This is a genomic window from Alloalcanivorax marinus (assembly GCF_016906305.1).
Taxonomy (GTDB): domain Bacteria; phylum Pseudomonadota; class Gammaproteobacteria; order Pseudomonadales; family Alcanivoracaceae; genus Alloalcanivorax; species Alloalcanivorax marinus.
The window spans coordinates 1-26530 of sequence record NZ_JADDOL010000015.1 but is presented as its reverse complement, the minus strand read 5'-3'; the positions used below and the strand labels follow the sequence as shown (position 1 = coordinate 26530).

General features: G+C 54.3%; 18 protein-coding genes. 15 read left to right on the top strand and 3 right to left on the bottom strand.

The window, feature by feature from the left end; all coding sequences use genetic code 11:
* The first annotated feature begins 146 nt into the window (after positions 1–146).
* The gene (locus IM760_RS19095; protein ID WP_204429973.1) at positions 147–1388 is read left to right on the top strand and encodes an integrase arm-type DNA-binding domain-containing protein; all 1242 of its coding nucleotides are present in this window, start codon (positions 147–149) and stop codon (positions 1386–1388) included.
* A gap of 10 nt (positions 1389–1398) precedes the next feature.
* Here the strand turns inward: IM760_RS19095 and IM760_RS12945 are convergent, their stop codons facing one another.
* The 3 genes from IM760_RS12945 to IM760_RS12935 are packed head-to-tail and all read right to left on the bottom strand — an operon-like array spanning position 1399 to position 3570.
* Positions 1399–1605 (bottom strand): helix-turn-helix transcriptional regulator, encoded by a 207-nt coding sequence (locus IM760_RS12945; RefSeq protein WP_239549824.1) that lies wholly within the window; start codon positions 1603–1605, stop codon positions 1399–1401.
* 25 nt (positions 1606–1630) lie between these two features.
* Positions 1631–3358, bottom strand: a complete 1728-nt coding sequence (locus tag IM760_RS12940) for a DUF927 domain-containing protein (protein ID WP_204429970.1) — start codon at positions 3356–3358, stop codon at positions 1631–1633.
* An 11-nt stretch (positions 3359–3369) separates the two neighbouring features.
* A complete protein-coding gene (locus IM760_RS12935; RefSeq protein ID WP_204429968.1) occupies positions 3370–3570 on the bottom strand; it encodes a helix-turn-helix transcriptional regulator in 201 nt (66 codons plus the stop codon).
* Between the two features lie 697 nt (positions 3571–4267).
* Here IM760_RS12935 and mobI point away from each other — a divergent pair.
* The 14 genes from mobI to sbcD all read left to right on the top strand — a co-directional run bounded on the left by mobI (position 4268) and on the right by sbcD (position 26506).
* Positions 4268–4879: a conjugative transfer protein MobI(A/C) gene (gene mobI, locus IM760_RS12930; protein ID WP_239549818.1), complete on the top strand. Its 612-nt coding sequence runs from the start codon at positions 4268–4270 to the stop codon at positions 4877–4879.
* A gap of 233 nt (positions 4880–5112) precedes the next feature.
* Positions 5113–5322, top strand: coding sequence for a helix-turn-helix domain-containing protein (locus tag IM760_RS12925; protein WP_008174223.1), 210 nt, complete (start codon positions 5113–5115; stop codon positions 5320–5322).
* The gene (locus tag IM760_RS12920) at positions 5319–5933 is read left to right on the top strand and encodes a DUF1819 family protein (RefSeq protein ID WP_204429964.1); all 615 of its coding nucleotides are present in this window, start codon (positions 5319–5321) and stop codon (positions 5931–5933) included. The genes IM760_RS12925 and IM760_RS12920 overlap by 4 nt, the downstream gene beginning before the upstream one ends.
* Positions 5930–6541 (top strand): DUF1788 domain-containing protein, encoded by a 612-nt coding sequence (locus IM760_RS12915; RefSeq protein WP_239549817.1) that lies wholly within the window; start codon positions 5930–5932, stop codon positions 6539–6541. Before IM760_RS12920 ends, IM760_RS12915 begins: the two co-directional genes overlap by 4 nt.
* A 43-nt stretch (positions 6542–6584) precedes the next feature.
* Positions 6585–10166 carry a BREX system P-loop protein BrxC gene (brxC, locus tag IM760_RS12910; RefSeq protein WP_204429962.1) on the top strand — a complete coding sequence of 1194 codons (3582 nt, stop codon included), beginning with the start codon at positions 6585–6587 and terminating at the stop codon, positions 10164–10166.
* Positions 10167–10206: 40 nt separating this feature from the next.
* Positions 10207–11880, top strand: a complete 1674-nt coding sequence (locus tag IM760_RS12905) for an ATP-binding protein (protein WP_204429960.1) — start codon at positions 10207–10209, stop codon at positions 11878–11880.
* An 84-nt stretch (positions 11881–11964) separates the two neighbouring features.
* Positions 11965–13773: a BREX-1 system adenine-specific DNA-methyltransferase PglX gene (gene pglX, locus IM760_RS12900; RefSeq protein ID WP_204429958.1), complete on the top strand. Its 1809-nt coding sequence runs from the start codon at positions 11965–11967 to the stop codon at positions 13771–13773.
* Complete coding sequence (locus IM760_RS12895; protein WP_204429956.1) at positions 13770–16808, top strand: RNA-directed DNA polymerase; 3039 nt, start codon at positions 13770–13772, stop codon at positions 16806–16808. Before pglX (IM760_RS12900) ends, IM760_RS12895 begins: the two co-directional genes overlap by 4 nt.
* Positions 16805–17092: a hypothetical protein gene (locus IM760_RS18910; protein WP_239549816.1), complete on the top strand. Its 288-nt coding sequence runs from the start codon at positions 16805–16807 to the stop codon at positions 17090–17092. Before IM760_RS12895 ends, IM760_RS18910 begins: the two co-directional genes overlap by 4 nt.
* Complete coding sequence (pglX, locus tag IM760_RS12890; protein ID WP_239549815.1) at positions 17082–18836, top strand: BREX-1 system adenine-specific DNA-methyltransferase PglX; 1755 nt, start codon at positions 17082–17084, stop codon at positions 18834–18836. The genes IM760_RS18910 and pglX (IM760_RS12890) overlap by 11 nt, the downstream gene beginning before the upstream one ends.
* Complete coding sequence (gene pglZ, locus IM760_RS12885) at positions 18833–21337, top strand: BREX-1 system phosphatase PglZ type A (protein ID WP_204429946.1); 2505 nt, start codon at positions 18833–18835, stop codon at positions 21335–21337. Before pglX (IM760_RS12890) ends, pglZ begins: the two co-directional genes overlap by 4 nt.
* A gap of 12 nt (positions 21338–21349) precedes the next feature.
* A complete protein-coding gene (brxL, locus tag IM760_RS12880; protein ID WP_204429937.1) occupies positions 21350–23410 on the top strand; it encodes a BREX system Lon protease-like protein BrxL in 2061 nt (686 codons plus the stop codon).
* Between the two features lie 10 nt (positions 23411–23420).
* Positions 23421–25871 (top strand): AAA family ATPase, encoded by a 2451-nt coding sequence (locus tag IM760_RS12875; protein WP_204429925.1) that lies wholly within the window; start codon positions 23421–23423, stop codon positions 25869–25871.
* A complete protein-coding gene (sbcD, locus tag IM760_RS12870; RefSeq protein ID WP_204429917.1) occupies positions 25868–26506 on the top strand; it encodes an exonuclease subunit SbcD in 639 nt (212 codons plus the stop codon). Before IM760_RS12875 ends, sbcD begins: the two co-directional genes overlap by 4 nt.
* The last annotated feature ends 24 nt before the right edge of the window (positions 26507–26530 follow it).

Sequence of the window (26530 nt, the reverse complement as noted above, 5' to 3'; positions counted from 1 at the left end):
AAATCAAATAGTTATGTAATTTCGACGCTCATAGTGTTCGTGTAAGTTCTGCCAAGTTTGGGTAGTGATGGGTAGTAGATTGGGGAGTATTTTCTCGCTATATTATGTCGGCGAGATTGTACTCCCCAATTTTTTAAGGCAGGAAAGTGGGCAAGCTATACGACAAGACCGTCAAGAAACTGATCAAAGAGAAGCCATCCGTGCGGCATGCCGATGGCAATGGTCTCTACCTCATGACCCCGAAGCGCGGAGATGCCTACTGGATGCTGCGCTATACCACCCCAGCTACCAAGCTCCGGCGCGAATACACCATCGGCAAGGTGGACGACTGGTCATTGGCCGACGCCCGTGATGAGGCGGCGAAGCTGAGGTTGGCGATCAAACGTGAGGGGGCTGACCCGGTTCAGGAGCGGCAGAAGGTCAACCAAAACCCCTTCAAAACGCTCAATGACCTGTACGCGGACTACTACGAGCTTCGCAAACGAGAAATCGCGTCTCACCATAAAGAGAAGAGCCTGTACGAGCGTGAGGTCGCCTGGCGCATCGGGAAGGTGGAGCTGGAAAAGATCCGGCCAGTGGATATCAGTGAAATCCTGCGCGACGTGGCCAATGGCTATGACGACAATAAGCCCCGCCCGACCCTCTCAAATGACTTGATGCGTCTGTTGAGGAATCTGTTTGATCATGGCATCAAACTGGACGTCACCAGGTTCAATCCGGCCTCGCCATTCCGTCCCAGGGACGCCGGCGGGGAGGAGAAGGCCGCCAACTACCCAATGAATGAAGATGAAGTCACCGAGTTCTTCAGCAAACTCCGGGTGATTCCGGCGCAGTTCAGCCGTGAAAACTACCTGGCCTGTGCTTTGTTGATTGCGACCTGTACGAGAAAAATGGAGCTTCTGGCAGCGCCTTGGTCGGAATTCGATCTGGAGAGCCGTATCTGGTACCTGCCCGAGGAAAGGACCAAAAAGAGAAGGGCCATCGATATCCCTCTGGCAGAGCCCGCCGTGGAATGGCTGAATGAGCTGAAGGTACGTTCCTGCGGTAGTGATTGGGTGTTTCCAGCTCGCAGGATCAGTAAAAAGGCACGGACTCCGCATGTGTGTGAAAACACGCTGAACCATGCGCTCAAGAAGCTCTTTGAGAAAAAACTCTTCTCATTCGACAAGCGCCGCGTCCACGATCTACGGGGTACGGCCAGAACCAAGCTGGGGAAACTCGGCTTTGATGACAATCTGGCTCAGCGCTGTCTGAATCAGCTACCCGGCAACCGGACGGACCGGGTCTATAACAAGCATGCGTATTTTGAAGAACGAAAAGAGGCTCACGAGGCGCTCTGCGAGTGGCTGGCGCCCATCGTGAGAGGTGAAGTCAGCTCTGGAGAGTAAAGGGGCCAGATCAGGCCCCTTGTTGCTCGATCCAGGCCAACAGATCCGATAGCCGCCACGCCACCGAGTTGCAGCCCAACTTGAGCCGTGCCGGAGCCACTCGCTTTCTTTCCAAAGTCCACCACTGCGTCCGACTGACACCCGTAATCGCTCGACGGTCCGACTCCCGGACCAGCCGCTCACACTGTCCCGAACGAGCGAGTAGTTTGGTACGCATCTCTTCCGAAGGTGGACTGAAGGTTTTATCGCTCATTCTCCACCACCTCCGAAACTTCACTGGGAAAAGTGGGAAACTGGGACAACCCATCTCCGTCCGGTAACGAATCCCAATAGGCCCTGATCCGATCAGGCCACAGGGCGAAAAAGCGCTCCGATCGATCCCGCAGCTTGATTTTCATGGTGCCACGGCTCTGCTCATTGGTTTCCATGAAATCTCTCTGGATAAGCGGCTCAATTTCCCGAGTGTATCGACTACGAAGGCCAAGCTCCTTGATAAGAGTATTTTTGGGTATCAGCCACTGCGTCTCACCGGCCACTTTACGTCGCAGACCAATTGCTCTTCCGTAATCGCCCCGTTCTATGTCAACGAGACGGTGATTCCATTTGTAAATGGCATCGCGAAGGCGAGCCAAAATGCGGTGCTCCTCCGAATTGAAGATGTGACCCCGGCTCCGAAGCCAAGCTCCAACTACTTGGTGTACTGCTCGAACCGACTCCGCTTCCGTCCAAGGAAGGAGATAGTTCCGACAGGCCAGGCACAGTGCAGCGGTGATAAGTGCGAACCGTCTGATCACCCGGACAACTTGCGAGGCCATATGAGGGGTCTTCCACTGCTCCGTCAACCGGGCAACCTCACTCTGGATGTAGTCGGGCAAGTCATCCACATCTTCTGTAAGACGCTCGAGCCAATGCCGGAACAGTGTGCCGTGGTAGTGCCTGGTGCGGCTTTTCAACGCGTCCACGAACTCTTGGGCACTTTTGGATCCGTGCAAATCATCAAAGGCTCCAAATTTTCCAAAAATCGGGATCTCGACAAGTCGGTTCTCCTGGCCGGCTTTAACCGACTTCCCTATTTCCTGAAACACTTCCGACAGCCATACCTCACCGGTACTTAACGCTAGCATTCGCCAGTGCGTTTGTGCAGCAAGGTCCCCTGATATATTCGCACGCAGCTTACTGGCGCCAGTCATTATATGATACGTCGCCACATCCACATCTTCCGGACGAGCCAGGCCAATTTCGTCCAACGCTAACAACATGTCGTTGTGCTCAGCAGCGACGGCTGCCAAGCCATTGGCTGTCGCTACCCAGTTCCTCACGAACGTTGGAGCTCCACAAACACTCGCGGCCACCTGCAGCAACGTCGTTTTCCCCGTGGAGCTATTACCAACCAAGTGAAAGGCCCCATTTTCAAGCTCCGCATGCTTTAGCAGGGGTGCCGCGAGCGCTACCCCGACGCTGAGGATCGCCAGCGGGTTGCCGTCACAGAGCTTCCCCACTTGATTCTGCCAATCTTGAAGAGACCCGCTTTCCTGGAGCAACGGTGAGGTCGATAGCTGCCCGACAAAGTGGTGCTGCTCATCCGCCTGACCTGCCGTCCAGCTGCTCGTCGCGAACACCGGGCCATGCCAACCGGTACGGTCGACGGTTGTGGCCGGCGGCGCCTTTGCCATCTCCTCAAGCAAGTACCGTTGTAATCGTGCCCAACTGACATTGCCGGGTTCGAGCGGATAGCCGGTGTCCACCAACAGCTCTCTTATCTGCCGGGCGTTATCACCGTTCAGGTTACGCGCGTAAACCACCTCGCGGAGCAGGACGTTGTCCATATTTTTCCACTGCAGCAGCGCACCGTGACCGTGCTTCTTGTTGGAGAGTCGGGTTCTGGCAATAACCTCAATCCATCCACCAACTCTTTGCCATTCATCAGAGCTGAAGCAGTACAGGCCAGAGTCTCTCAATTGAAATTTCATTTGCCCCTCCGTCACAACCGATCCAGCCAGTTTCTAACATCCTGGATCCGGAACCTGACGGCTCGGCCACTGGGGTTGGGCTTTATGGGAGCAGGAAAGCGCCCCGACTGGACATAACGTCGCAGTGTGGCTTGGGAAAGCTGAGTGACGGCGCAAACTTCTTCGTAGGTGAGCAAGCGCTCGTTGGTCTCGCTGTAATACTGGCGTTTCATTCGGTACTCCTGATGCGTTGTGTCATGTCAGGAGTAATTGTGAGTAATCGAGGACCTGGGGCAGAACTCTGTAATTGGCCATTTTGGGCGCAAGAGGGAAAAATTCATAAGCCTTTGAATATAAGGAAAATTTTCATATGCCTGGGGCTCGTCATCATAAATATCGACGGTTTTTTAAGAAATTCTGGTTGAAATATGAACAGCCGCCGGTACCTGTCATCGTCACAGCATCATTTCATGGAGCGGTAATGCGGGCTGACTTTCACATGTGAAAGTCAGCAATGTGCGTGATCAAGACAGCCTCCTAAAGGCTCATTTCGAGACCCTGTTATTTCACGGGACGTGCCTGCATCACACCGGTGCTCCAAAAGGTCTCTTCCAAGCCCCTTGTAAGTACCCCGAGGAAGTAACGCCACTGTATACCGGTGTTGTCACTGAGGTGGTAAGCCAGGGTCCCAAATAAATAATGGAACGCGGACCCTTCAGCCCATGCGAGCTATTTCATGGAGTGTGGGAGCGCAGCGGCAAAGTCCCAAATCAGGTAGTTACGTGGACAGGAATTGGAAAGGTCCCATGGCTTGAAGGAAGGAGTCTGCCTCCAACTCTGTCTTTTCGTCCGAAAAAGGCAAAAGCGCATGGCAGCTTCAAGCACTCAGTTGCTTACGATTGTTGGCAAATCCATAGCGAGGAGCCAGCCATGAGCAAACGAATGACCCACCAGGAAATCTGCGAAGAGTGGGAGGCGGTCAGCCGAGCCCAAAATGTGAACCACCAACGTGGTATCAAAGCCGCCATAACGCAATGCCGTCAGTTTCTGACGGCGATTCACCAGCAAGCGGACGTGGAGCAAGCGAGGTACCGCTATCTGGCGCAGCGGCTCTGTGATCACTTCTGGTCCCACAACGTCGCGCATCGTACCGACCAGACACCCGGCTATCCCGGGCACTTCGGCTGCCGCGTCCGACTCCGGAAAAGAAAGCTGGAGTTGTCCTGGTACTACAATCGCTTCGTCCAGCAGAAGAGCGGCGAGGGACGATCAGTGTTCAGTGAGTACATCCGCAAAGAAGGTCGGTTCCGCTATCACAAACCGGCCTTCACGCGGGCCCAGGATTGGGAGCAACCGCTCATCATGGAGACTGAGACCGGTTTTGAGATGTTGCGAAGGCTCAATGCCAACCAGGCGGAGCTTTGTCGAATCGTGCGGAAAAGCGAACGCCTCCTGAAAGATCTGGAGGAGCACCTCGGTGGACTGAAGGAGGCTGCCAGCGGGAGTGCAAGCCCCTCAAGCGAGGAGGGCTGTTGGCGGTAAAAGGCATGCCGCTCACACCGCAGGTGTTGATTGCGTGGGGCTATTGATGGGATCGCCCAGATTTCAGGTGGCTATATATGCCGTTCTTTGCTGGTCTATCCGGGTCAAATCGGTTGAATGCAGCGTGGTACCTCTATATATTGATCAGTCAATGTAGTGTAGGGCTGTTCCGCCCATGAGACCGTGCCGCCTCAGATAAGGTGGCAACACCATCGCCCATAGGAAGCGAAAACATGGCCGAGATGGAAGATCGCTGGTTATCCGTAGACGAAATAGGCAAGCACCTCGGTGTCAGCAATGACACCGTGTACCGCTGGATCGACAAGCACGCAATGCCCGCCCACCGCATGGGGCGGTTTTGGAAGTTCAAAAAAGTCGAAGTAGACGAGTGGGTCAAGGGCGGTGGCGCCGCCGAGACGAGCAAGGGTGAGCGTTCCGAATGACCCAAGGCCGGTATCGCATCTCCTTCACGTCCGGCAGCCTGTATCACCGCGAATCGGTGAAGCTGGCCGAGCTGTACCTGTCGCTCCGTGACTGGGATGAGGTGCGTGCTCAAGCGCTGCATGACAACCTGCTACAGGCCAGAACGGAAAGCACGGCAAAGCGCACCTGTAGAGAGGCGATTGCACGCCTGAAAACGTTGACCGAAAGCGAACTCACTTTCCTGGCCGAGGCAAACCACCAGGACCAGGCACACCTCCTGTGGGTTTCCGTGTGTCGCCTTTACCGCTTTATCGCGGACTTTGCGGTGGAAGTACTACACGAACGGTTTGTCGCGATGAAGCTGGATCTCAGTTTTGAGGATTTCGATGCCTTCTATAACCGTAAATCGGAATGGCATGACGAACTGGATAATGCCAGCGCCTCAACGCGCGATAAATTGCGGCAGGTCCTGTTCAGAATGCTGCGGGAGGCAGGGTTGTTAGCTAAGGACAAAACCATAAACGCAATACTGCTAAGCCCCAGGCTGGTTGAGTTGCTGTGTCAGAACAATCCTGACGAGTTTTTCTACTTCCCAGTCTATGAATCCGATATCAGGGGGATGTCAGCTTGAGAAAGGACATTGCCAAAATGCCGATGCAGGAGCGACTACAGCACCTGTTCAGCGTGGTTTCCGGCCAGCGATTTCTGAACAAACAGGGACTGGGTAATGAAGTGCCTTTCTTCATCTGTCCCTACCGGCCTAAAGAAGCGCTCGAAATGGAGCGTCTTCAGCGGCAGTTGGTTAACCGACTGGAGCAGGCGGGCATCCGGATCCTGAGTATCAATCTGTACGACCTGGCCGTCGATATTTTGAAAGAAAGAGACATCTGGGAGCAGGTGTTGGAGCTCGAGCCCACGGTCTCAAAGGATCAGCTGAAGGAACTGCTACAGGGAGTGCTGGACCCGGAAGCCCATTTGGTGCCCGCTATTGCGGCAAAACTGCAGTCCGTTGAGTTTGATGTGCTGTTTCTCTCAGGGGTGGGCGAGGTCTTCCCCTACATACGCTCCCACAACGTGCTCAACAACTTACAGAGCACCGCCAAAGACCAGCCAACGGTGATGTTCTTCCCGGGCTCCTATACCCACTCGCTGGAAACCGGCGCATCGCTGGATCTTTTCGGCAGGCTGCATGACGACAAGTACTACCGTGCGTTCAACATCTTTCATTACGAAGCCTGAGCGGACGATACGATTCGAGGCGTAATCATTAAGGGAAAGTACAATGACATTGAAGAATATTTTTCTAAAGCCTGTTGACCGCCCCATCGAAGGCGTTATCAAAGCCGACGATGAAGCCAGTCTTCGCCTCGAAATTGAAGAATACGTACTGACCAACGAAGTCGAGAAGCGCCTCGAAGAGTTCCTGGACGCCTATAACAACTACGAAGGGGCGAACGGGGTATGGGTATCCGGCTTCTTCGGCTCGGGTAAGTCACACCTGCTTAAGATGCTGGCCCTTCTGCTTGAAGACCGTGAGATGGACGGTGCTACAACCCTGGATCTGTTCCTTCCCAAGTGCAGCGAGAATGAAATTCTCCGGGGCGACCTGAAGCGAGCTGTCTCGATACCGGCGAAGAGCATTCTGTTCAACATCGACCAGAAAGCCGATGTCATCAGCAAAACCCAGATTGATGCGCTTCTGGCCGTGTTCGTTAAAGTCTTCGACGAAATGTGCGGCTACTACGGCAAACAAGGGCACATTGCCCAGTTTGAGCGCGATCTGGACGGCCGTGGCCTGTACGAACAATTCAAAGCCGAGTACGAGACCATCGCCGGCCGCCCCTGGCAGAAAGGCCGGGAGCAAGCCCTTCTGGAAGGCCCGAATATTGCCCAAGCCTACGCCGCTGTGACCGGTGGCGACCCGCAGTCGGCAGCGGGCATTCTGGACAAGTACCGCAGCGAATACCGAGTCTCGATTGAAGACTTCGCGGACAATGTGAATGCCTATATCGAGAAGCAGGCAAAAGAGGGTGGCCACAAAGAGTTCCGCCTGAACTTCTTTGTGGACGAGGTCGGCCAGTACATTGCCGACAACACCAAGCTGATGACCAACCTGCAAACCATTGCCGAGAGCCTCGCTACCAAGTGTCGGGGCAGGGCCTGGATTATCGTCACCGCGCAGGAAGAGATGAAAGACGTTGTGGGCGAAATGGGTAAAAAGAAAGGTAATGATTTCTCGAAAATTCAGGCGCGCTTCAATAACCGTATGAAGCTGTCCAGCGCTGATGTGGCGGAAGTTATCCAGAAGCGCCTGCTGACCAAGACCGAAGAAGGTGTCAATCAGCTGTCGGACGTTTATCACGCACAGGCGAATAACTTCAAAACCCTCTTTGACTTCGCGGATGGATCGGCCACCTACCGGAACTTCCGGGACAGGGACCACTTCATCCACAGCTACCCCTTCGTCCCCTACCAGTTCGCGCTATTTCAATCAGCGATCCAAAACCTGTCGCAGCACAACGCCTTCGAGGGTAAACACAGTTCCGTCGGCGAGCGCTCCATGCTGGGGGTTTTTCAGCAGGTGGCTATCCACATCGGCAACCATGAGGTGGGCCAGCTGGCCACCTTTGACCTGATGTTTGAAGGCATCCGCTCCGCACTGAAATCACAAATACAGCGGGCGATTATTCAGGCCGAGAACCACCTCGATAATGCCTTCGCCATCCGGCTGCTGAAGGCCCTGTTTCTGGTCAAATATGTCAAGGAATTCAAGCCCACGGTGCGCAACCTCTGCGTGCTGATGCTGGATGCCTTCGATCAGGATCTGCCGGCACTTCGTACTAAGGTCGAGGAAGCCCTGAGTCTTCTGGAGCAACAGACCTACATACAGCGCAACGGCGACCAGTACGAGTACCTGACGGACGAGGAAAAGGACGTCGAACAGGAGATCAAGAACACAGAGGTTGAATCATCGGACGTTGCGGACGAGTTGGAAAAGATCGTTTTCGACTTTGTCATCAAGCAGCGCAAGATCCGCTATGACGCCGGTTCCTCCCAAAACCAGGGGCAGGACTACTCCTATTCGCGCAAACTGGATGATCGACTGCATGGGCGTGAATACGAGCTTTCCATCAATGTCATCAGCCCGTTCCATGAGCACACCGACAACGAGCAAATGCTCCGTACTGCCTCAACCTACAAGGCGGACGAGCTGTTTGTGCTCATGCCGTCGGACGAGCGCCTGGTGCGCGATCTGCTCATGTTCAAGCGCACCGAGAAGTACATCAAGCAGAATATTTCCGTTACCCAGCAGGAAGCCGTAAAGCGGATCCTGAATGACAAGGGCTTCCAGAATCGTGAGCGTGAAGCCAGGCTCCGGCAGCAGGTTCAGACCCTCATCGGCAAGTCCAAGTTACTCATTGGCGGGGCCGATGTGGAGGTCGCGAATGAGGACCCCCAGACCCGTATTATTCGGGGCTTCCATGAGCTGATTTCACGGGCTTACCCGAACCTCCGCATGTTGCGTGGCGTCTCCTACACGGAAAATGACGTTAGCAATTGCCTCAACCGTACAGACGATGGTCTTTTCGGTAACGACGCCACGACCCTGGCTGAATCCGAGCAGGAAGTGCTGGCGTTCATTCAGAGCAACAACCGGGGCGGTGTCCGCACCACCCTCAAGAGCCTGCTGGAGAAGTTCGAACGCAAACCCTACGGCTGGTATTACGCCGCTATTCTCTGCACCCTGGCCAACCTGTGTGCCCGTGGCAAGGTGGAAGTTCGTCTCGACGCGAATATCCTAGAGGACAGCGAGCTGGAGCGCGCCCTGCGTAACACCCACGGCCACGGCAACGTGGTGCTGGAACCACAGATTGAGTTCACCGCCTCTCAGGTCCGAGCCCTCAAGTCATTCTACGAAGACTTCTTCGACAGTCCGCCCCGCAGCAGCGAAGCCAAGGCTCTGGGTAAAGAGGCCGGCGAAGCCTTTCAGGACATGTACCACGACCTGGATCGGCGGGTAGCACAGGTCGACCAGTACCCGTTCCTCAATGCCTTGAAACCTGCCCTGGAGACGCTGAAAGAGGTTGCCGGGAAGCCCTACACCTGGCACCTGACGGAATTGGGCAAGCAGGAAGACCAGCTGCTGGGCCTGAAAGAGGATGTCATCGATCCCATCCGCAGGTTTATGGGCGGCTCACAGAAAGACATCTACAACCAGGCTCGGTCCTTCCTGCAGAGTCAGGAGCCCAACTTCATCTACGTGTCCGGGGACGAGATCGATCAGATCCGCACCATCCTGAACGACCCCAACTGCTACAAAGGGAATCGCATTCAGCAGCTCAAGGGCCAACTGGATAGCCTGCAGGAGCGCATCGATGAGAAAGTGCAGCAAACTCGAGCTCAGGCAGAAGCGTCGCTAAAGACCATGCAGAAGCGCATGCAAAGTATGGACGAGTATCAGACCCTGCCGGAGCCGCGTCAGGATGAGCTCAACAAACCGTTCCGGGATTTGTTCGATTACATCGGGCAGGAGCACCTGATTGCCGTGATCAAGGACCGGACACGGTACTTTGAAGAAGAGGGTTACCAGAAGCTGCTGGGCAAAATGGTGGCGCTGGCCAATCAGAGGTCAGCACCGTCAGACGATTCCCAGCAGCCTCCGGGCAGGCAGGGTGATGGGGAAAATGGGGGCCGGTCTCACCAGGTCAAGGAATCGGCAGCCGACTACGTTCACACTCGCAACCTACGTGTCACGTTCGATAAGGCTTGGTTGGCCGACGAGGGTGATGTGGATCGGTATCTGAGTGCCCTGCGCGAGGCCCTGCTGGCTGAAGTCCAGCAAGGCCGCAAGGTCCAGATCTAAGCGTGCCGAACCGTCTAATCGGTCGATGTTGGGGATAGCCATGCACGAAGCCGAACAGGAAATCCAGACAATTATTCAGGGGGGCGAAAGCCTTGCCGTTGAATTCAAGAGCGACGTTAAAGGCCTGCCGGACCGAGATCTGGTAGCTGCGGTGGTGGCCCTGGCCAACACCGAGGGCGGCGACCTGTTCCTGGGCGTTGAAGATGATGGCACCCCAACCGGGCTGCATGCCAATCACCGCAACCTCGCCGGCCTGCCCGCCCTGATAGCCAACAAGACCATCCCCTCGCTGGCTGTGCGTGTTGAGGCCCTGGAGCTGGAAGGGCAACCTATTGGCAGAATACAGGTGCCCAAGTCCCGGCAGCTGGTGTCCACTTCGGATGGTCTGCTGCAACGTCGGCGCCTGAGAATGGATGGCACTCCGGAGGCCGTGCCCTTCTACCCCCATGAGTTTGTTCAGCGCCAGTCCAGCCTGGGAGTAACGGACCCCTCAGCCTTGCCGGTGGAAAACCTCGCTGTAGAGGACCTGGATCCGATTCAGCGCATCCGCATCCGCAACGCCATCAAGAAGTACGGCGGTGACCAGAGCCTGATGCCCCTGGCGGACGATGAGCTGGACGGCGCCCTGGGACTGACCGTGAGCGTGGGAGGTCGGCGCCATCCCACCGTGGCTGGTTTGCTGCTGCTGGGGAACGAAATGCAGCTCCGGCAACACCTGCCCTCCCACGAGGTAGCCTTCCAGGTGCTGCGCGGTACCGATGTCCTAGTCAATGAGTTCTACCGCAAACCGCTGCTGGAAACCTTTGAAGAGGTCGAAGTGCTGTTCCGGGCCCGGGTGGAGGAAGAGGAGATTCAGGTCGGGCTGTTTCGCGTGCCGATCCCCAACTTCGACCGCCGGGCCTTCCGGGAAGCCTTTGTGAACGCCCTGGTTCACCGCGACTACAGCGCCCTGGGCGCCGTACACGTCAAACTGGACGACGACGGCCTGAGCATCAGCAATCCCGGTGGTTTTGTGGAGGGCGTTAATCTGGACAACCTGCTGGTGGCTGACCCTCGCTCCCGTAACCCCTTGCTGGCTGACATTATCAAGCGCATCGGCCTGGCCGAACGCACGGGCCGAGGCATCGACCGGATCTTCGAGGGTATGCTCCGCTACGGGCGCACCGCCCCCGACTACTCCATGTCGTCCGCTCACACCGTCTCCGTGCGCATGAGCGCAGCGGACGCGGACGCCGAATTCCTGCGCATGATCGTCGAGCGTGAGGAACAGACCGGCGCCGCCATGCCCATCGACAGCCTGATTATCCTGTCCCGGCTGCGCAATGAGCGGCGTTTAAGAACGGCGGACCTGGCCAAATCCGTGCAGAAGCCCGAAACCGTGGTCCGGGGTACCCTGGAAAAACTGGTGGAAGCCGGCATGGTGGAAGCCCACGGCACCGGCAAGGGCCGCACCTACACCCTGAGCGCCAAGGTATACCGGGGGGCGGGGCAAAAAGCCGCTTATGTACGCCAGGCGGGGTTTGATCCTATCCAGCAACAGCAGATGGTCATGAGCTTTATTGATACGCACGGCAGCATCAAGCGTGCTGACGTGGTTGAGCTGTGCCATATCAGCCCGGACCAAGCCTACAAGTTGTTGGCCAGATTGAAGAAAAGGGGAGAAATCGAGCAAATAGGCGAGCGTAAAGGAGCTATTTACAAGCGCGCGCGTTAATTTATGCGCTCGGCGTAAATATATACGCTCATTTATGCGTCAGCGTATATCGCTCGGTCACGATCAAAAGCAAGGCATGAATCGATGGAAACCGCAAAACTCAGAAAATTCGCCCAGTTCGCCCGCCGCAGCCTGATTGAACAGGTCGGCGCCAAGCTAAAGCTGGTATTGGCCGAAGAAAGCCCCGCCCGGCGGGAAAGCCCATCGGCCATCAAAAAGCTTGAAGAGGCGATAGCCGAGCAGGGTAAAGAGCAGGTTGTCGAGCGGGTGGCCTATATCTGGTTTAACCGGCTCGTAGCCCTGCGGTTTATGGACGTGAACCGATATAACCGCATCGGCGTGGTCTCGCCCGCCGAGGGGCAGTTTCAGCCCGAGATCCTGGCGGATGCCAAGATGGGCCATATCGATGAAGAGATGGTCGTGGAAAATACCCGAAAACGGGTCTTCGCCCTGCTCGATGGCAAAATGCCCAGCCAGGATCCCCAAGGGGAAGCCTATCGCTTACTGGTCGTAGCCGCCTGTAACTATTGGTACAGCGCCATGCCGTTCCTGTTCGAGCGTATCGACGACTACACCGAGCTGCTAATGCCGGATGACCTGCTCTCCGGCAACTCAATTCTGGCCTACACTCGCGAGGCCATGACGCCGGTTGCCTGTGAGGATGTCGAGGTAATTGGCTGGTTGTACCAGTTCTATATATCCGAGAAAAAGGATCAAGTATTCGAGGCGCTGAAGAAGAATCAGAAAATCAAACCGGCCAATATCCCCGCCGCCACCCAGCTTTTCACGCCCCACTGGATTGTGCGATACCTGGTGGATAACTCGCTCGGCCGCTTGTGGATGCTTAACAGACCGAATTCAGCTTTGGTGGATCAGATGGAATATTACATTCCTCCGGGCGAGGCTGAGGCCGATTTTCTGAAAATCGAAGGCCCGGAAAAGCTCAAGGTTTGCGACCCAGCCTGCGGATCCGGCCATATGCTGACCTATGCTTTCGATCTCCTCTATGCCATTTACGAAGAAGAAGGCTACGAGCCGTCCGAAATCCCGGAAAAGATCCTGACACACAACCTTTACGGTATTGAGCTGGATGAACGCGCCGGCGAACTGGCCGCCTTCGCTCTGACCATGAAAGCCCGGGCGCGTCAGCGGCGTTTTTTCAACAAAGGCATCAAGCCCAACATCTGCATGTTGAAAAAAGTTAGCTTCACTCCGGATGAACTGGAAGAGTACATGAGCACCGTGGGCCGCGACCTGTTCACCCAGGGCTTACGTGAAACCTTGCAACAGTTCGAGGAGGCTGACAACTTCGGCTCCCTGATCTTGCCCAAGCTTACCAACGTGGCTGACGTGCTGGCCGAGCTGGAGACAAAGAACCTGGGGGGCAACCTGTTCCTGGCCGACACGCACAGCAAAGTACTGGAAGTACTGCGTATGGCCGAAGCCTTGAGCCCGCGCTACGCGGTGGTCGTCGCCAACCCCCCCTATATGGGCGGCAAGGGTATGAATGGGCGGCTTGGCGCCTGGGCCAAGGAGAACTACCCAAAGAGCAAGTCCGACCTGTTTGCCATGTTCATAGAACGTAATCTGGATATGGCGGTAACTGGCGGCGCTGTCGCCATGATCACGATGCAGAGCTGGATGTTTCTGTCTTCCTTTGAAGCTTTGCGCGGCCGCATTCTCAATCAGCACACTATTTTGTCGATGGCCCATCTGGGTGCGCGAGCCTTTGACAGCATCGGTGGAGAAGTAGTTTCAACGACTGCTTTCGTACTTGAGAACGCCCATAAGCCGAACTATAGAGGCGCGTTTCTCCGATTGGTCGATGGCAATTCGGAAGCTGAGAAGATGGCCATGATGGCTCAGGCTATTGAGCAGGGTCGTTCGACATGATTAGCCTAGAAAGCTTCGGACTTTCCTATAAAAAGGCAAAAGTCGACCTGTATTACTCTTCGCATGCGTCCCTTGATGTTATCGCAGACTACGAGGAAAACCTCTATGAGAATCTAGCTGCGCTGCAGACGCAATATAATGGCGACGACGAATCCTGGGCTACTTCTTCGGAGTTCCTGGGCAGTTGGACACTGGCCACGAAATCAGTGGATATGTCACCTTGGCAAAAATACCGGGAAGTACATGGTATCGGTTTGATCTTCTCATCTCCCGCCGATGAATGGGAGCACGCTTGTACTTTGCTGGCGGGCCAAAAGAAACCGGAGAAACCTGTCGCCGAGTTTCGTGTAATGGCGCAGTGCAGTATGGATTTCCACGTGTTGTCCACTTTGTGGATGATGGAGGTCGGTCATCTGTTTGACGCTAAGCTAACAGGTTGCGCCTATGGCAACCGCTTGCGGCGCACACAGGACGGAAAACGCATCAACCCATTGTCTTTGGGTTCGTTCGCGCCCTATCTGAAACCGTTTCGCGACTGGCGTGATCAAGGCATCTCCACCATGCGCACTGCGTTGGATGAGGGCAAACAAATTGTTGCACTTACGGCCGATGTCAGCTCCTTCTATCACGAGCTAAATCCTGGCTTTATGCTGGATCCAGAGTTCCTGGCGACTGTTCTGAACCTGGAACTCAATGAAGAACAAGCGAAGCTCCACCGCCTGTTTATCCGTGCGTTGCAGGCATGGGCCGAGGCAACGCCTCTTGGAAAAGGATTGCCGGTCGGGTTGCCCGCCTCTGCTGTAGTGGCCAATGTGGCACTGATCGAACTGGACCGTATCATCGAACGACAGGTTGCTCCACTGTATTACGGTCGCTATGTGGATGACATTCTTTTGGTCATGGAAAACGGCGCTGGGTTTCGCTCCACGGTTGAGCTTTGGGAGTGGCTGTTTGCACGCTCCGGCGGAAAGCTGGGCTGGGTGGACACCCGGGAGCAGAGCCGAATCCGCTTTCAGCCTGATTACCTGAAAAAGGGCGAAAACAAAAGTAGGATCTATTTCGCCAATGCTAAAAACAAGGTGTTCATGCTGGCTGACGAGCCTGGCAAAACGCTGGTTGATGCCATTGCACACCAGATTCACGAGCGCGCCAGCGAATGGCGGGCGATGCCCCGATTACCTCGGTCTGCCGGCCATGTTAGCACTGACCTTCTAGCTGCCACACAAAGCGATGGGGAGGCCGCCGACAACTTACGTAAGGCCGATGCGTTGACCATGAGGCGCGCCAGCTTCGCCATCAAGCTACGCGACTTCGAGGCGTATGAGCGGGACTTACATCCCGATGCCTGGCAAGCGCATCGCCGGGCTTTCTTTCGTGCCTTTATTCAACATGTTTTGGTGCTGCCTCAGTTTTTCGATTTGGCTGTTTATTTGCCGCGAGTGATTCGATTAGCAACAGCGTGTGAGGATTTCGGCGATCTACGCAGAATCATCGACGCGCTGGAACGCCTTTGCCAGCAAGTCGGTGAACATTGTGATGTTGAGATAAAGGCCTGCCCATCTGCCAACGCGCCATCCGAGGCTGAGATCATCGCCTGCTGGAAGGAAAAGCAATTTTCCACCATTCGCGAAAGTATCACGGCGGCCTTTCCTCCACGCTTGTCCAGGGCGGGCCGGCAGGCATGGGAGGCGCAGATGGCGGATTGCCACCCTACGCTTGATGTCGAAACCATGCTCTCCTGGCCCGTGTCGGCGAAAGCCTTTCAGTCGCAGCATGCACGGCTTTTCTCCTTTGACCTGGCACATATGCCGTTCCGTTTTATGGGGTTACCCAAGGAGATGATCGCGCAACGCGGAATTCCCGCCAAGAAAACCGTGCTCAATTGTGCTCAAGGCTCAGAGCTGTTGCCTGGTACAGCAGTGGAAGGCAGCCAGCGACTGGCAAAGTGGATAAAAATGAAGGGACTTCCATATGGGCTGCTGTTTGCCACCCGCCCCTTCAATTTGGCGGAACTTTTCGTGCTGTACAAAGACGCCTACACCGAACAAGGGCAAGCCGCCCTGCGCAGCGTGGTTCTGGCCTTGCGCGGCTTCAGTCTCGGCGACAAAACACCCCGTTTCGACAAGAACGGTGTGCTACAGATTCCCGATGGGGCTGAGCCTTGCAAATACAATATCGCCGTCTCCAGCTGGCAGACGCGGATCGAAAGCTGGGCGGCAGCCGTCACGCGCATGCCGGACCCCGATGCTGGCCGTTATGCCCGGCTATGCCACTTGCTCGACAGTGTAATCGCTCAACCCCGGCATAGTCGTTACCTTATCCTGCCGGAGCTGGCGCTTCCCGCGCACTGGTTTATGCGAATCGCCCGCAAGCTGCAAGGTCGAGGCATTTCGCTGATTACAGGTATTGAGTACCTCCATGCAGGTAAGTCACGGGTGCGCAATCAGGTGTGGGCAGCTCTGTCCCATGATGGTCTGGGCTTTCCCTCTATCATGATCTACCGGCAAGACAAACAGCGCCCCGCCTTGCACGAAGAGGCGGAGCTGAAGCGGCTAGCCGGCGCGGAGATGAAGCCAGGATCACTCTGGAGCAAGGGTATTCCGCCCATTATACGCCACGGCGACTTCCACTTTGCCCTGCTGGTGTGCAGCGAATTGACCAACATCAGCTATCGCGCGGCCCTGCGGGGCAAAGTAGATACCCTATTTGTACCAGAATGGAACCAGGACACCGAAACCTTTAATGCGCTTGTAGAGTCCGCCGCCCTGGACATCCATGCCTACATCATCCAATGCAACGACCGACAGTACGGGGATAGCCGAATCCGAGCGCCCTTTAAAAACAGCTGGAAACGCGATTTGCTGCGGGTCAAGGGCGGTGTGACCGACTATTGCGTCATCGGTGAAATTGATGTGAAAGCTTTGCGCCAATTTCAAAGTAGCCACCGCTCGCCCGCACAGCCCTTCAAGCCAGTGCCGGATGGGTTCTCGATCGAGCATAGCCGAAAAGTGCTTCCGGCAGGAGGAGACGAATGAGCATTGTCCAACACCTGATCTGGAGTTTTCATAGCGGCCACTCCAAGCACGGCACAAGGTTAGTCTGGGCCTCGGAACTGCCTGTACTGGTGCAGATGAACCAACTTCCTGAGCATCATCGACCAAAATCGGATGATCCTGATTTTTGGGCCGTTTGGTCAGGTCAGGACAGCGACGGCGAGACGGTCGAGCGCGAGGTGGATTGGAAGAAGATTGCGGACGACTGGCAGCAAATTGATACGTCAGTCCAAGGGCAAGGTTTGGAGAACAACGATGAGCAATAGTGGCGGAATCAAGACTGAACACGGTGTAGGTAGTTGTCTTTATATGGCTACACCGGCCGATTTTAAAAAGATTCCGGGGGGGGCGATTGCATACTGGCTATCCCCAACAATGCTCAGCGTTTTCGAGACTCATGACTCGTTATCCGATCACGGCGACATAAGGGAGGGTATAAACACTGGAGATAACGAACGTTTCCTTCGCAGATGGCAGGAGATTTCTGATCAAAAATTCTGTCGCTCCAAGAAACAAGGGGGCGCGCAAGGCTTCAAATGGTTTGCTCATCGAAAGGGAGGAGAATTTAGAAAGTGGTTTGGAAATCGCGATCACGTCGTTAATTGGGAACATGACGGAAAAGACATTCATCAGTTCCATGGCCTTCCATTGAACTATAATGGAGCTCCCGTGCGGGGGAAGTCTTACTTTTTTAAACCAGGTTTAAGCTGGAGTCGTGTTAGCTCGGGGCGTTTTGCGCTCCGATATTATGAGGAGGGCATGACTTATGACTCGACGGCGCCTTCGATTTTTTCAGATGAAAATGACGCTTTAGTTATACTTGGCCTTCTAAATAGCAAAGTCGTGTTTCGTTTGTTGGAAGCCCTAAGTCCAACTTTGGACTTTCGAATCACTAGCTTAGGTCGAATTCCTTTCATACCCAAAGCTATGCTGATTGATAAATGCAGAGATAATTTTCCGATTTCGAGGCTGATCGATATTTCTCGTTCAGATTGGAATTTTTACGAAATTTCCTGGGATTTTACCGAGTCACCGTTATTGTGTCGCGCATACTTTAATGTATCGCTAAAAGCTACGTATCAAAAACTTCGCGCCCACTGGCACGAGATTACATTGGAAATGCAGCGGTTGGAGGAAGATAACAACCGCATTTTTATCGAGGCCTACGGCCTGCAGGACGAGTTGACACCAGGTGTACCCCTGGAGGAGATCACTCTGACCTGCAACCCCCATTACCGCTACGGCAGCAACAAAAGTGAGGAAGAGTTGGAGGCGCTGCTTCTGGCCGACACCATGCGCGAGCTGGTCTCCTACGCGGTGGGCTGCATGTTGGGCCGTTACGCGCTGGACAAACCGGGGCTGATACTAGCCAATCAGGGCGAGACCATCGAGGATTATCTGAAGCGGGTTCCTGAGCCGATCTTCCCGGCGGACGATGACAATGTCATCCCCATGCTCGATGGCGACTGGTTCACCGATGACATCACCGAGCGCTTCCGTGAATTCCTGCGCATCGCCTTTGGCGAGGAGCACTATGACGAAAACCTCCACTTTGTCGAGCAGGCACTGGGTCAGGACATCCGCAAGTACTTCCTGAAGGACTTCTACAACGACCACGTGCGCCGTTACAAAAAGCGCCCCATCTACTGGTTGTTCTCCTCACCCAAGGGCTCATTCAACGCGTTGATCTACATGCACCGCTACCAGCCTCACACCGTAGGCACGGTGTTGGAGTACCTGCGGGATTTCAAAGACGAGAAGCTGCAAGCCCGGAAGAACCATCTGGAGGCCGTCAGTATCAGCGCCGGGACCTCCCAGGGTGATAAGACCAAGGCCCTGAAAGAGATCGAGAAGATCAACAAAATCCTCGCCGAGCTAGATGACTACGAGCGGGATGTGCTCTACCCCCTGGCCACCGAGCAGGTGGAAATCGATCTCGATGACGGGGTGAAGGCGAACTATCCGAAATTCGCCGAAGCTTTAAAGAAGATTACTGGGTTAAGCCAATGAGTGACCGTATTAGCCAGGCTCTTAGCCGACTGTTCGATAAGCACCGAATCGTGTTTTGGTACGACACCAAACACGAGCTGCGCGGTGACTTCGAGGCGGTTTCCATCCCGGACGTGGAGAAACTGGAAATCGCGAACAACGAGTACGGCCTGAAATATCGCATCCTGCGGGAGTCACCGGAACAGAAATTCTTGCTGTACAAGGAGGGGCCGCAACCAGAGGATCTGGACAACTGGTTGCTGGACGTACAGCTGGCCCACGGCGAGTTCCGGACTGACCAGGTGGCTATCTGGCTGTCCGAACTCGAATTGGATTTTCAACGTGCAGAAGTAGTAGAGGCTCACGTTGAATTCTTTCAGGCTATCAAGCGTAGGGAAGCATTGAGGAAATGGCTGGAGCCGAGCTCCCCCGATTCCGATCGTCAGCTGCGCCTGAAGATGCTGGCTGTCTGTGCCGGTAGTGAGCCCCGTATGGACTCGGTGGTTGAAACCCTGCTGCAGCAACTGGCGGAAGGGCGCGATGATGGCATCCGGCTGATTGAGCGTTGCGGTCTGGACAGCTTCCTGTGGGAGCAACTGACCCGTTTTTACGGCTACGAGGCCAGTGAACCCAGCCTTCGCGACTTCGTGATTGAGCTGTTCAAGTCCTGCTACGCCATGGGTACCGATGGCGAGGTCAAACTGACCGGCGACGCGCTGGTGTTCCTCAAGCGCTGGAAAGACAGCCGGCAGTTCGAGCAGGGGTTTGAAACCCTGTCTGCCGAGTGTGCCGAGGTGCTGGGCATTGAGCAGGATCTGGGTAAGCGGGACTTCCGGGACCTGGTTGAGCTGGACTACTTCCGGCTAATCGACCAGAAGATTATCAGTGACCTGGTGCGGGCGGTGGTTAGCCGCACAGTTACCAGCGGCGATGTGGCGCTGTGGGTGCGGCAGCGGCGCCAGGGCCATTGGTACGGGGAGTTCCGCCACCTGTATGAAGCCATTGAGTTTGCGGCCCGTTTTGTCCAAATACTGGGTGAGGCTCGTCTCACCATGGACAGCCTCTCCGACGGCGTTCAGCGATACAGCCGCTCCTGGTATCAGCTGGATCAGCTCTACCGCAAGTTTACCTACCATGTGCGCATGTCCGGCCAGGCATCGTTGATGGGCGAGCTCAGTGAGCAGGTGGAGAACCTGTATTCCAACAACTACCTGCTCAAGCTGGGCGATGGCTTCCAGGTTCACGTGGACGCCGCGCCGCGCTGGGAGGCCTATCCGGTCGTTCAGCAAAAGGCCTTTTTCGAGCACTGGGTTCGCCCGTACCTGCGTAAGGACAAACGGATCTGTGTGATCATTTCCGACGCCATGCGCTACGAGATTGGTGACGAGCTGCTGGGCCTTATCCGGCAGGAAGATCGCTACAGCGCGGACCTCGAGCCGGCTCTCTCGACCCTGCCCAGCTATACCCAGCTCGGTATGGCGGCGCTGCTGCCCAACAAGTCCTTGGCGATCGCCGACAACGACACCGGTACGGTACTGGTGGATGGCCAAAGCTCACAGGGTACGGTCAACCGTACCAAAATCCTGCAGGCCGCCCTGGATGGGCGGGGCCAGGCCGTCAAGGCGGAGGATTTTATGCAGCTCAACCGGGACGACAGCCGTGATCTGCTCAAGGGTAATGATGTGCTGTACATCTACCACAACCGCATCGATCACACTGGCGACAAGATGCATTCAGAGGGGCAGGCCTTTGAAGCGGCGGAACAGACCCTGGCGGATCTCATACGCCTGATCAAGAAGCTCACGGCGGCCAACGCCAATAACCTGCTGATCACCGCTGACCATGGCTTTATTTACCAGAACCGTGAGCTGGATGAGAGTGACTTCCTGGGCGACGCCGTTTCTGGCGATGATATTCGCTACCGGGACCGTCGGTTCGTGCTGGGTAAGGGGCTGTCCGCCTCTCCGGCGTTCCACTACTTCTCGTCTGAGCAGCTTGGGCTGGATGGCGATATGGAAGTGCAGATTCCCAAGTCCATCAACCGGCTGCGCCTTAAAGGCTCTGGCAGCCGCTTTGTGCATGGCGGCGCATCCCTTCAGGAGGTTGTGATTCCGGTCCTGAAGGTTAACAAGAAGCGACAGAGTGATGTCAGCGCCGTTGAGGTGGACATCCTGCGTGGGGCCAGCTCGGTGATCACTTCCGGCCAACTGGCGGTCACCTTGTATCAGTCCGGGCCGGTTACCGAGAAGGTTCAACCTCGCCACCTGCGGGCCGGGATTTACACCCAAGCGGGGGAGTTGATCTCGGATAGTCACGAGCTGTCGTTTGACCTGACCTCGGAGAACCCCCGCGAGCGAGAGCTTCAGGTGCGCTTCGTGCTGAGCCGCAAGGCGGATGAGGCCAACGGCGAGGAGGTCTTTCTGCGCCTGGAAGAACAGCATGCCGGTACGTCCCACTACAAGGAATACAAGTCGCTCAGGTATTTGATGCGGCGGTCCTTTACCAGCGATTTTGATTTTTAAGGGTTATAGCCAATGAGCACGCTTGACCAAAAGATCAACCAACACTTCCCCGGGTTGGTAGTGCGCAAAGACCTGGTGAAAACGGTCAAAGGCAACGCCATCGTGCCCTCATATGTGCTCGAGTATCTGCTCGGCCAATACTGCGCCACTAACGACGAGCCTACGATTCAGACCGGTATCGAGACGGTCAAGGAGATTCTGGCCAAGCACTATGTCCACCGCAACGAGGCCGGACTGGTGCGCTCGAATATCAAGGAAAAGGGGCGCTACAAGGTTATCGATAAGATCAGCGTGGCCCTGAATGAGAAGACGGATGCCTACGAGGCGCAGTTTTCCAACCTGGGAATCAAGAAGGTATTGGTGGATTCTGGGACCGTGAAGGCCCACCCCAAACTGCTGGTAAGCGGCGTCTGGTGCATTGCGGATATCGAATACGTATTTTCTGAAGACCAGAACGTCAGCCCCTGGATTCTGTCCACCCTCAAACCGATTCAGCTATCCCACTTCGACTACGACGCCTACGTTGCCGCGCGGCAGCAGTTCAGCACCGATGAGTGGATTGACCTGCTGATACAGAGTATCGGCTTTAACCCGGAGATGTTCGGACGGCGCAGCAAGCTGACGCAACTGGTCCGATTGATTCCGTTCTGCGAGCGGAACTACAACCTGATTGAACTTGGCCCCAAGGGGACGGGTAAATCCCACGTTTACTCCGAATTCTCGCCCCATGGGATCCTGGTATCCGGTGGTGAGGTCACTGTACCCAAGCTGTTTGTGAACAACTCCAGCGGCAAAATCGGCCTGGTGGGCTACTGGGATTGCGTGGCCTTCGACGAATTCGCCGGCAAGCAGAAACGCGTCGATAAAGCACTGGTCGACATCATGAAGAACTACATGGCCAACAAGTCCTTCTCCCGGGGAGTGGAAACCCTGGGCGCCGAGGCGTCCATGGTGTTCGTGGGGAACACCCGGCACACTGTTCCTTACATGCTGAAGCATTCAGACCTGTTCGATGAACTGCCGGACAAGTTCTACGATTCTGCCTTTCTGGACCGAATCCACTTCTACATCCCCGGGTGGGAGGTCGATATCATCCGGGGCGAGATGTTCTCCGACGGCTATGGCTTCGTGGTGGACTACCTTGCAGAAATCCTGCGCTCGATGCGGAACTACGATTATTCCGATCAGTACCGGGAGCACTTTACCCTTTCTTCTGATATCTCGACCCGTGACCGGGACGGTATCAACAAGACCTTTTCCGGCTTGATGAAGATCCTGTTTCCCCAGGGCGGAGCAACCAGGGATGAGGTTGAAGAAGTGCTGCGTTTTGCCATCGAGGGGCGCAAGCGGGTCAAGGACCAGTTACAGCGGATTGATACTACTTACGGCGAAGTCCGATTTTCCTATCAGGATCAGCAGGGCCAGGAAACGTTGGTCACCACACTTGAGGAAGAAGAGTATCCGGGTTACTACCATCAGACAGTGTCTACTCCTGATGACGGGGGATTAGAGCCCGAGCCAGCAGTAGACGTTAAAGGTGGCGAGCCCAAAGAGCCCCGCGCCCCTGAGCCTGCGCTGGAGGAAAAACACCTGACCTTCCAGGAGAACCAAAAAGGCATCTCATTCGACGGCTTGTTTGGCGCATACCTGAAAGGCGCCAGCAAGATCACCGTCACAGACCCCTACATCCGGCTTTTCTACCAGGTCCGAAATTTCATGGAGTTTCTCGAAGCCATCGTGAAGAACAAGGCCGAGGAAGATGAAGTGGCGGTTCACCTCGTCACCGTCCGGGACGAGTTCAAGGGTGACCTACAAGACGAGAGTTTTGAAAAGATCCAGGAATCCGCTCGCACCGTGGGCATCGACTTCACCTGGGAGTTTGATGAAAGCGGCACCATTCACGCCCGTCATATCGTTACAGATCACGGCTGGAAGATTTCACTGGATCGAGGGCTGGACATCTTTCAGCACTACGAGATGAATGAAGTCTTCGCGTTTGCCAACCGGTTGCAGCAGTTTCGGTCTAGCAAGGCCTTTGAGGTGACGTTTATCAGGCAAGAACAAAAAAATTAGGGGGGACGAGATGAGCGGCGAGGTAAAGAGAATAGAATCGATCAAAGACATGGCGGTCTTTCAGGACTTTCGATGGGCTTCATCTGTAAGGGATGAAGGCAATAATGTTGCTGAATTTAGAAAGATCAACATTTTATATGGCCGAAACTACTCCGGAAAAACAACTTTATCACGGATTTTTAGGGCTCTCGAAACCGGTTCAGTCTCCGAAAAATATAGCTCGCCTGAATTTCAGCTATCTTTCAATGGCGGCACCAATGCCACGCAAAACTCATTGAATAGCCATGGCCAAGTGGTTCGGGTTTTTAATGAAGATTTTGTCAGAGATAATCTGCATTTCATCGTTGATGACGAGCAGGCCATAAACTCGTTCGCCATATTGGGAGAAGATAATGCCAAGCTTGAGGAAGAGATAGAAAAGCATGAAGCTGAACTCGGAAGCGAAGAGGATAAATCAGGTCTGCTTGGTGACCTCCTTGGTGCTGAGGATGAGTTCAAAAAAGCCAAAAAATCCCATGGCGATAAATCGACAGAATTGGAGACAAAGTTACGGGATAAAGCCAATAAGGCAGGCTCGGGAATTAAGCACAACAAATCGTTTGGCGATGCCAACTACAATGTTCCCAAAATTAAAGCAGATATCGCTACTGTTACCAGAGATACTTATTCCCCGCTTACTGATGAACAGGTAGACCAATTTCATGACCTTCTCAGAGAAGAACCCAAGCCGGAAATCCCAGAATCATCATCCTTTAACCTTCAATATTCCGCGATAGTATCAAAGGCTAAAGATTTAATTGAAAAAAAGATTCAGGCATCTGACCCGATTCAGGAATTACTAAACGATGCTGCATTGGCGACATGGGTGAGGACTGGTCGCGAGCATCATCAAGGGAAAAGAGACAAGTGCGCATTTTGTGGTAGCGACCTACCGAAAGATTTATGGGAAAAACTGGACAAGCATTTCAATCAGGAGTCTGAAGAGCTTCGGCAAGCGCTGGATAACCTGCTTGGATCGATTGAACGTGAGAGGTCACGACTTCCCAGTCTACTGAAAATCAAGAATTCGGATTTCTATTCTAACTTCACCATGGATTTGGATTCGCTTTCAGAACAGTTGTCAGCTAAATCCGCTGCTTATTGTGAAAGCTTGGATTCTATTAAAGAACAGGCCGAAAAACGGAAAAATGAAATCTTCACTCCTCTAACATTTGATGAACCTGAGTCCGTTGAGGATTCTTTGAATTCGGTTAGAGATTCATTTGAACAGCTCAGGAAAAAATCAAATGAGCTCACTGCTTCGCTGAGCGAGGATCAATCGGAAGCGCGCGCTTCACTCCGCCTTCATGAAGTTCATACATTCGTTAACGACATAAAATATGAAGAAGAATGCACAGCCATTGACGTGCTGAATAAGGCAATGGAAAAAGCGGAGGAAGCTAAGAACTCTGCAAAGGAAAAGCTTGATACAAAACGAGCAAAGATCAGTGAACTGAAGGCCCAACTGAAAGATGAAAGCAAGGGTGCTGACCGGGTTAACGACTATTTGAATAACTTCTTCGGCCACCAGTCCCTTTCACTCAGAGCCATTGAAGAAAATCCCGGAGATACTTCATCGGGATACCGGTTTGAAGTAACACGCAACGGCAAGCAGGCATTCCACCTAAGTGAGGGTGAATGTAGCCTGATAGCTTTTTGTTACTTCATGGCAAAGCTTGATGATATCGAGACTAAAGGTAATCAGCCTATCATCTGGATTGATGATCCCATATCCAGTCTTGATGCAAACCATATATTTTTTGTCTACAGCCTTATTAATGCAGAGATTGTAACCCCGGAGAAATATGAAGATGGCGAGGAGGAAAAAGAACGCGACCGCTTTAAGCAGTTATTTATATCGACTCACAACCTGGATTTTCTGAAGTATCTTAAGCGGCTTCCTGGTGCGATGAACAAAAATAAATCTCAATTTCTCATCATTACGCGAACGAATCAGACCAGCAACATCACGTTGATGCCTCGATACCTTAAGGACTATGTTACTGAGTTCAATTTCTTGTTTCATCAAATTTATAAATGTGCCCACGCACAGATCGAGAGTGATGAAAATCATGATTGCTACTACAACTTTGGGAACAATGCCCGTAAGTTTCTTGAGGCATTCTTGTACTACAAATATCCAAATGCCGTGGAGAAAGATGACAAGTTAACGCGGTTTTTTGGAGATGATGCCTTGGCCGCATCACTTACGGATCGTATCAATAATGAGTTTTCCCATTTGGCGGGTGTATTTGAACGAAGTGTTTTACCTATCGATGTTCCTGAGATGAAGACCACAGCAAATTTCATCTTGCGGAAGATTAAGGAAAAGGACCCTGATCAGTATGCCGCGTTACTTCAAAGTATCGGCGTGACTGAAGAGCCTATTGAGGAACCACAGACAGCGGTGGAGGCTCAATGAAAATCCTCCACACATCCGACTGGCACATCGGCCGCACCCTTTACGGCAGAAAGCGGTATGAGGAGTTCGAGAATTTTCTTACCTGGCTGGCTGAGTCGATTCAGAAAAGCGAAATCGATGCACTGCTCGTGGCAGGTGATGTCTTTGACACCAGCGCTCCGAGCAATCGTGCCCAGGAGCTCTATTATCGGTTCCTGTGCCGGGTGGCTGCCTCATCCTGCCGGCATGTTGTCGTCATCGCGGGCAACCACGATTCGCCTTCCTTCCTCAATGCCCCCAGGGAGCTGCTCAAAGCGCTGAATGTCCACGTGGTCGGCAATAGCTCTGAGTCCCTGGAAGACGAAGTGCTGGTGCTCCGCAGTGAGCTGAACGCTCCGGAGCTGATTGTTTGCGCCGTGCCCTACCTCCGGGACAGGGATATCCGGGTGGCGGAGGCGGGTGAGAGTGTCGAGGACAAGGAGCGGAAACTACTTGCGGGGATCCGGTCTCATTACGCCGAAGTCGCCGCCTTCGCTGAGCAGAAACGTGAGGAACTCGGAGTGGATATTCCCATTGTGGCCATGGGGCACCTGTTTACTGCCGGCGGACAAACCATCGATGGTGATGTGACCTTCCCCCCGAAATTAAGACCATGAAGACGATGAGATTTCCAGTTACCC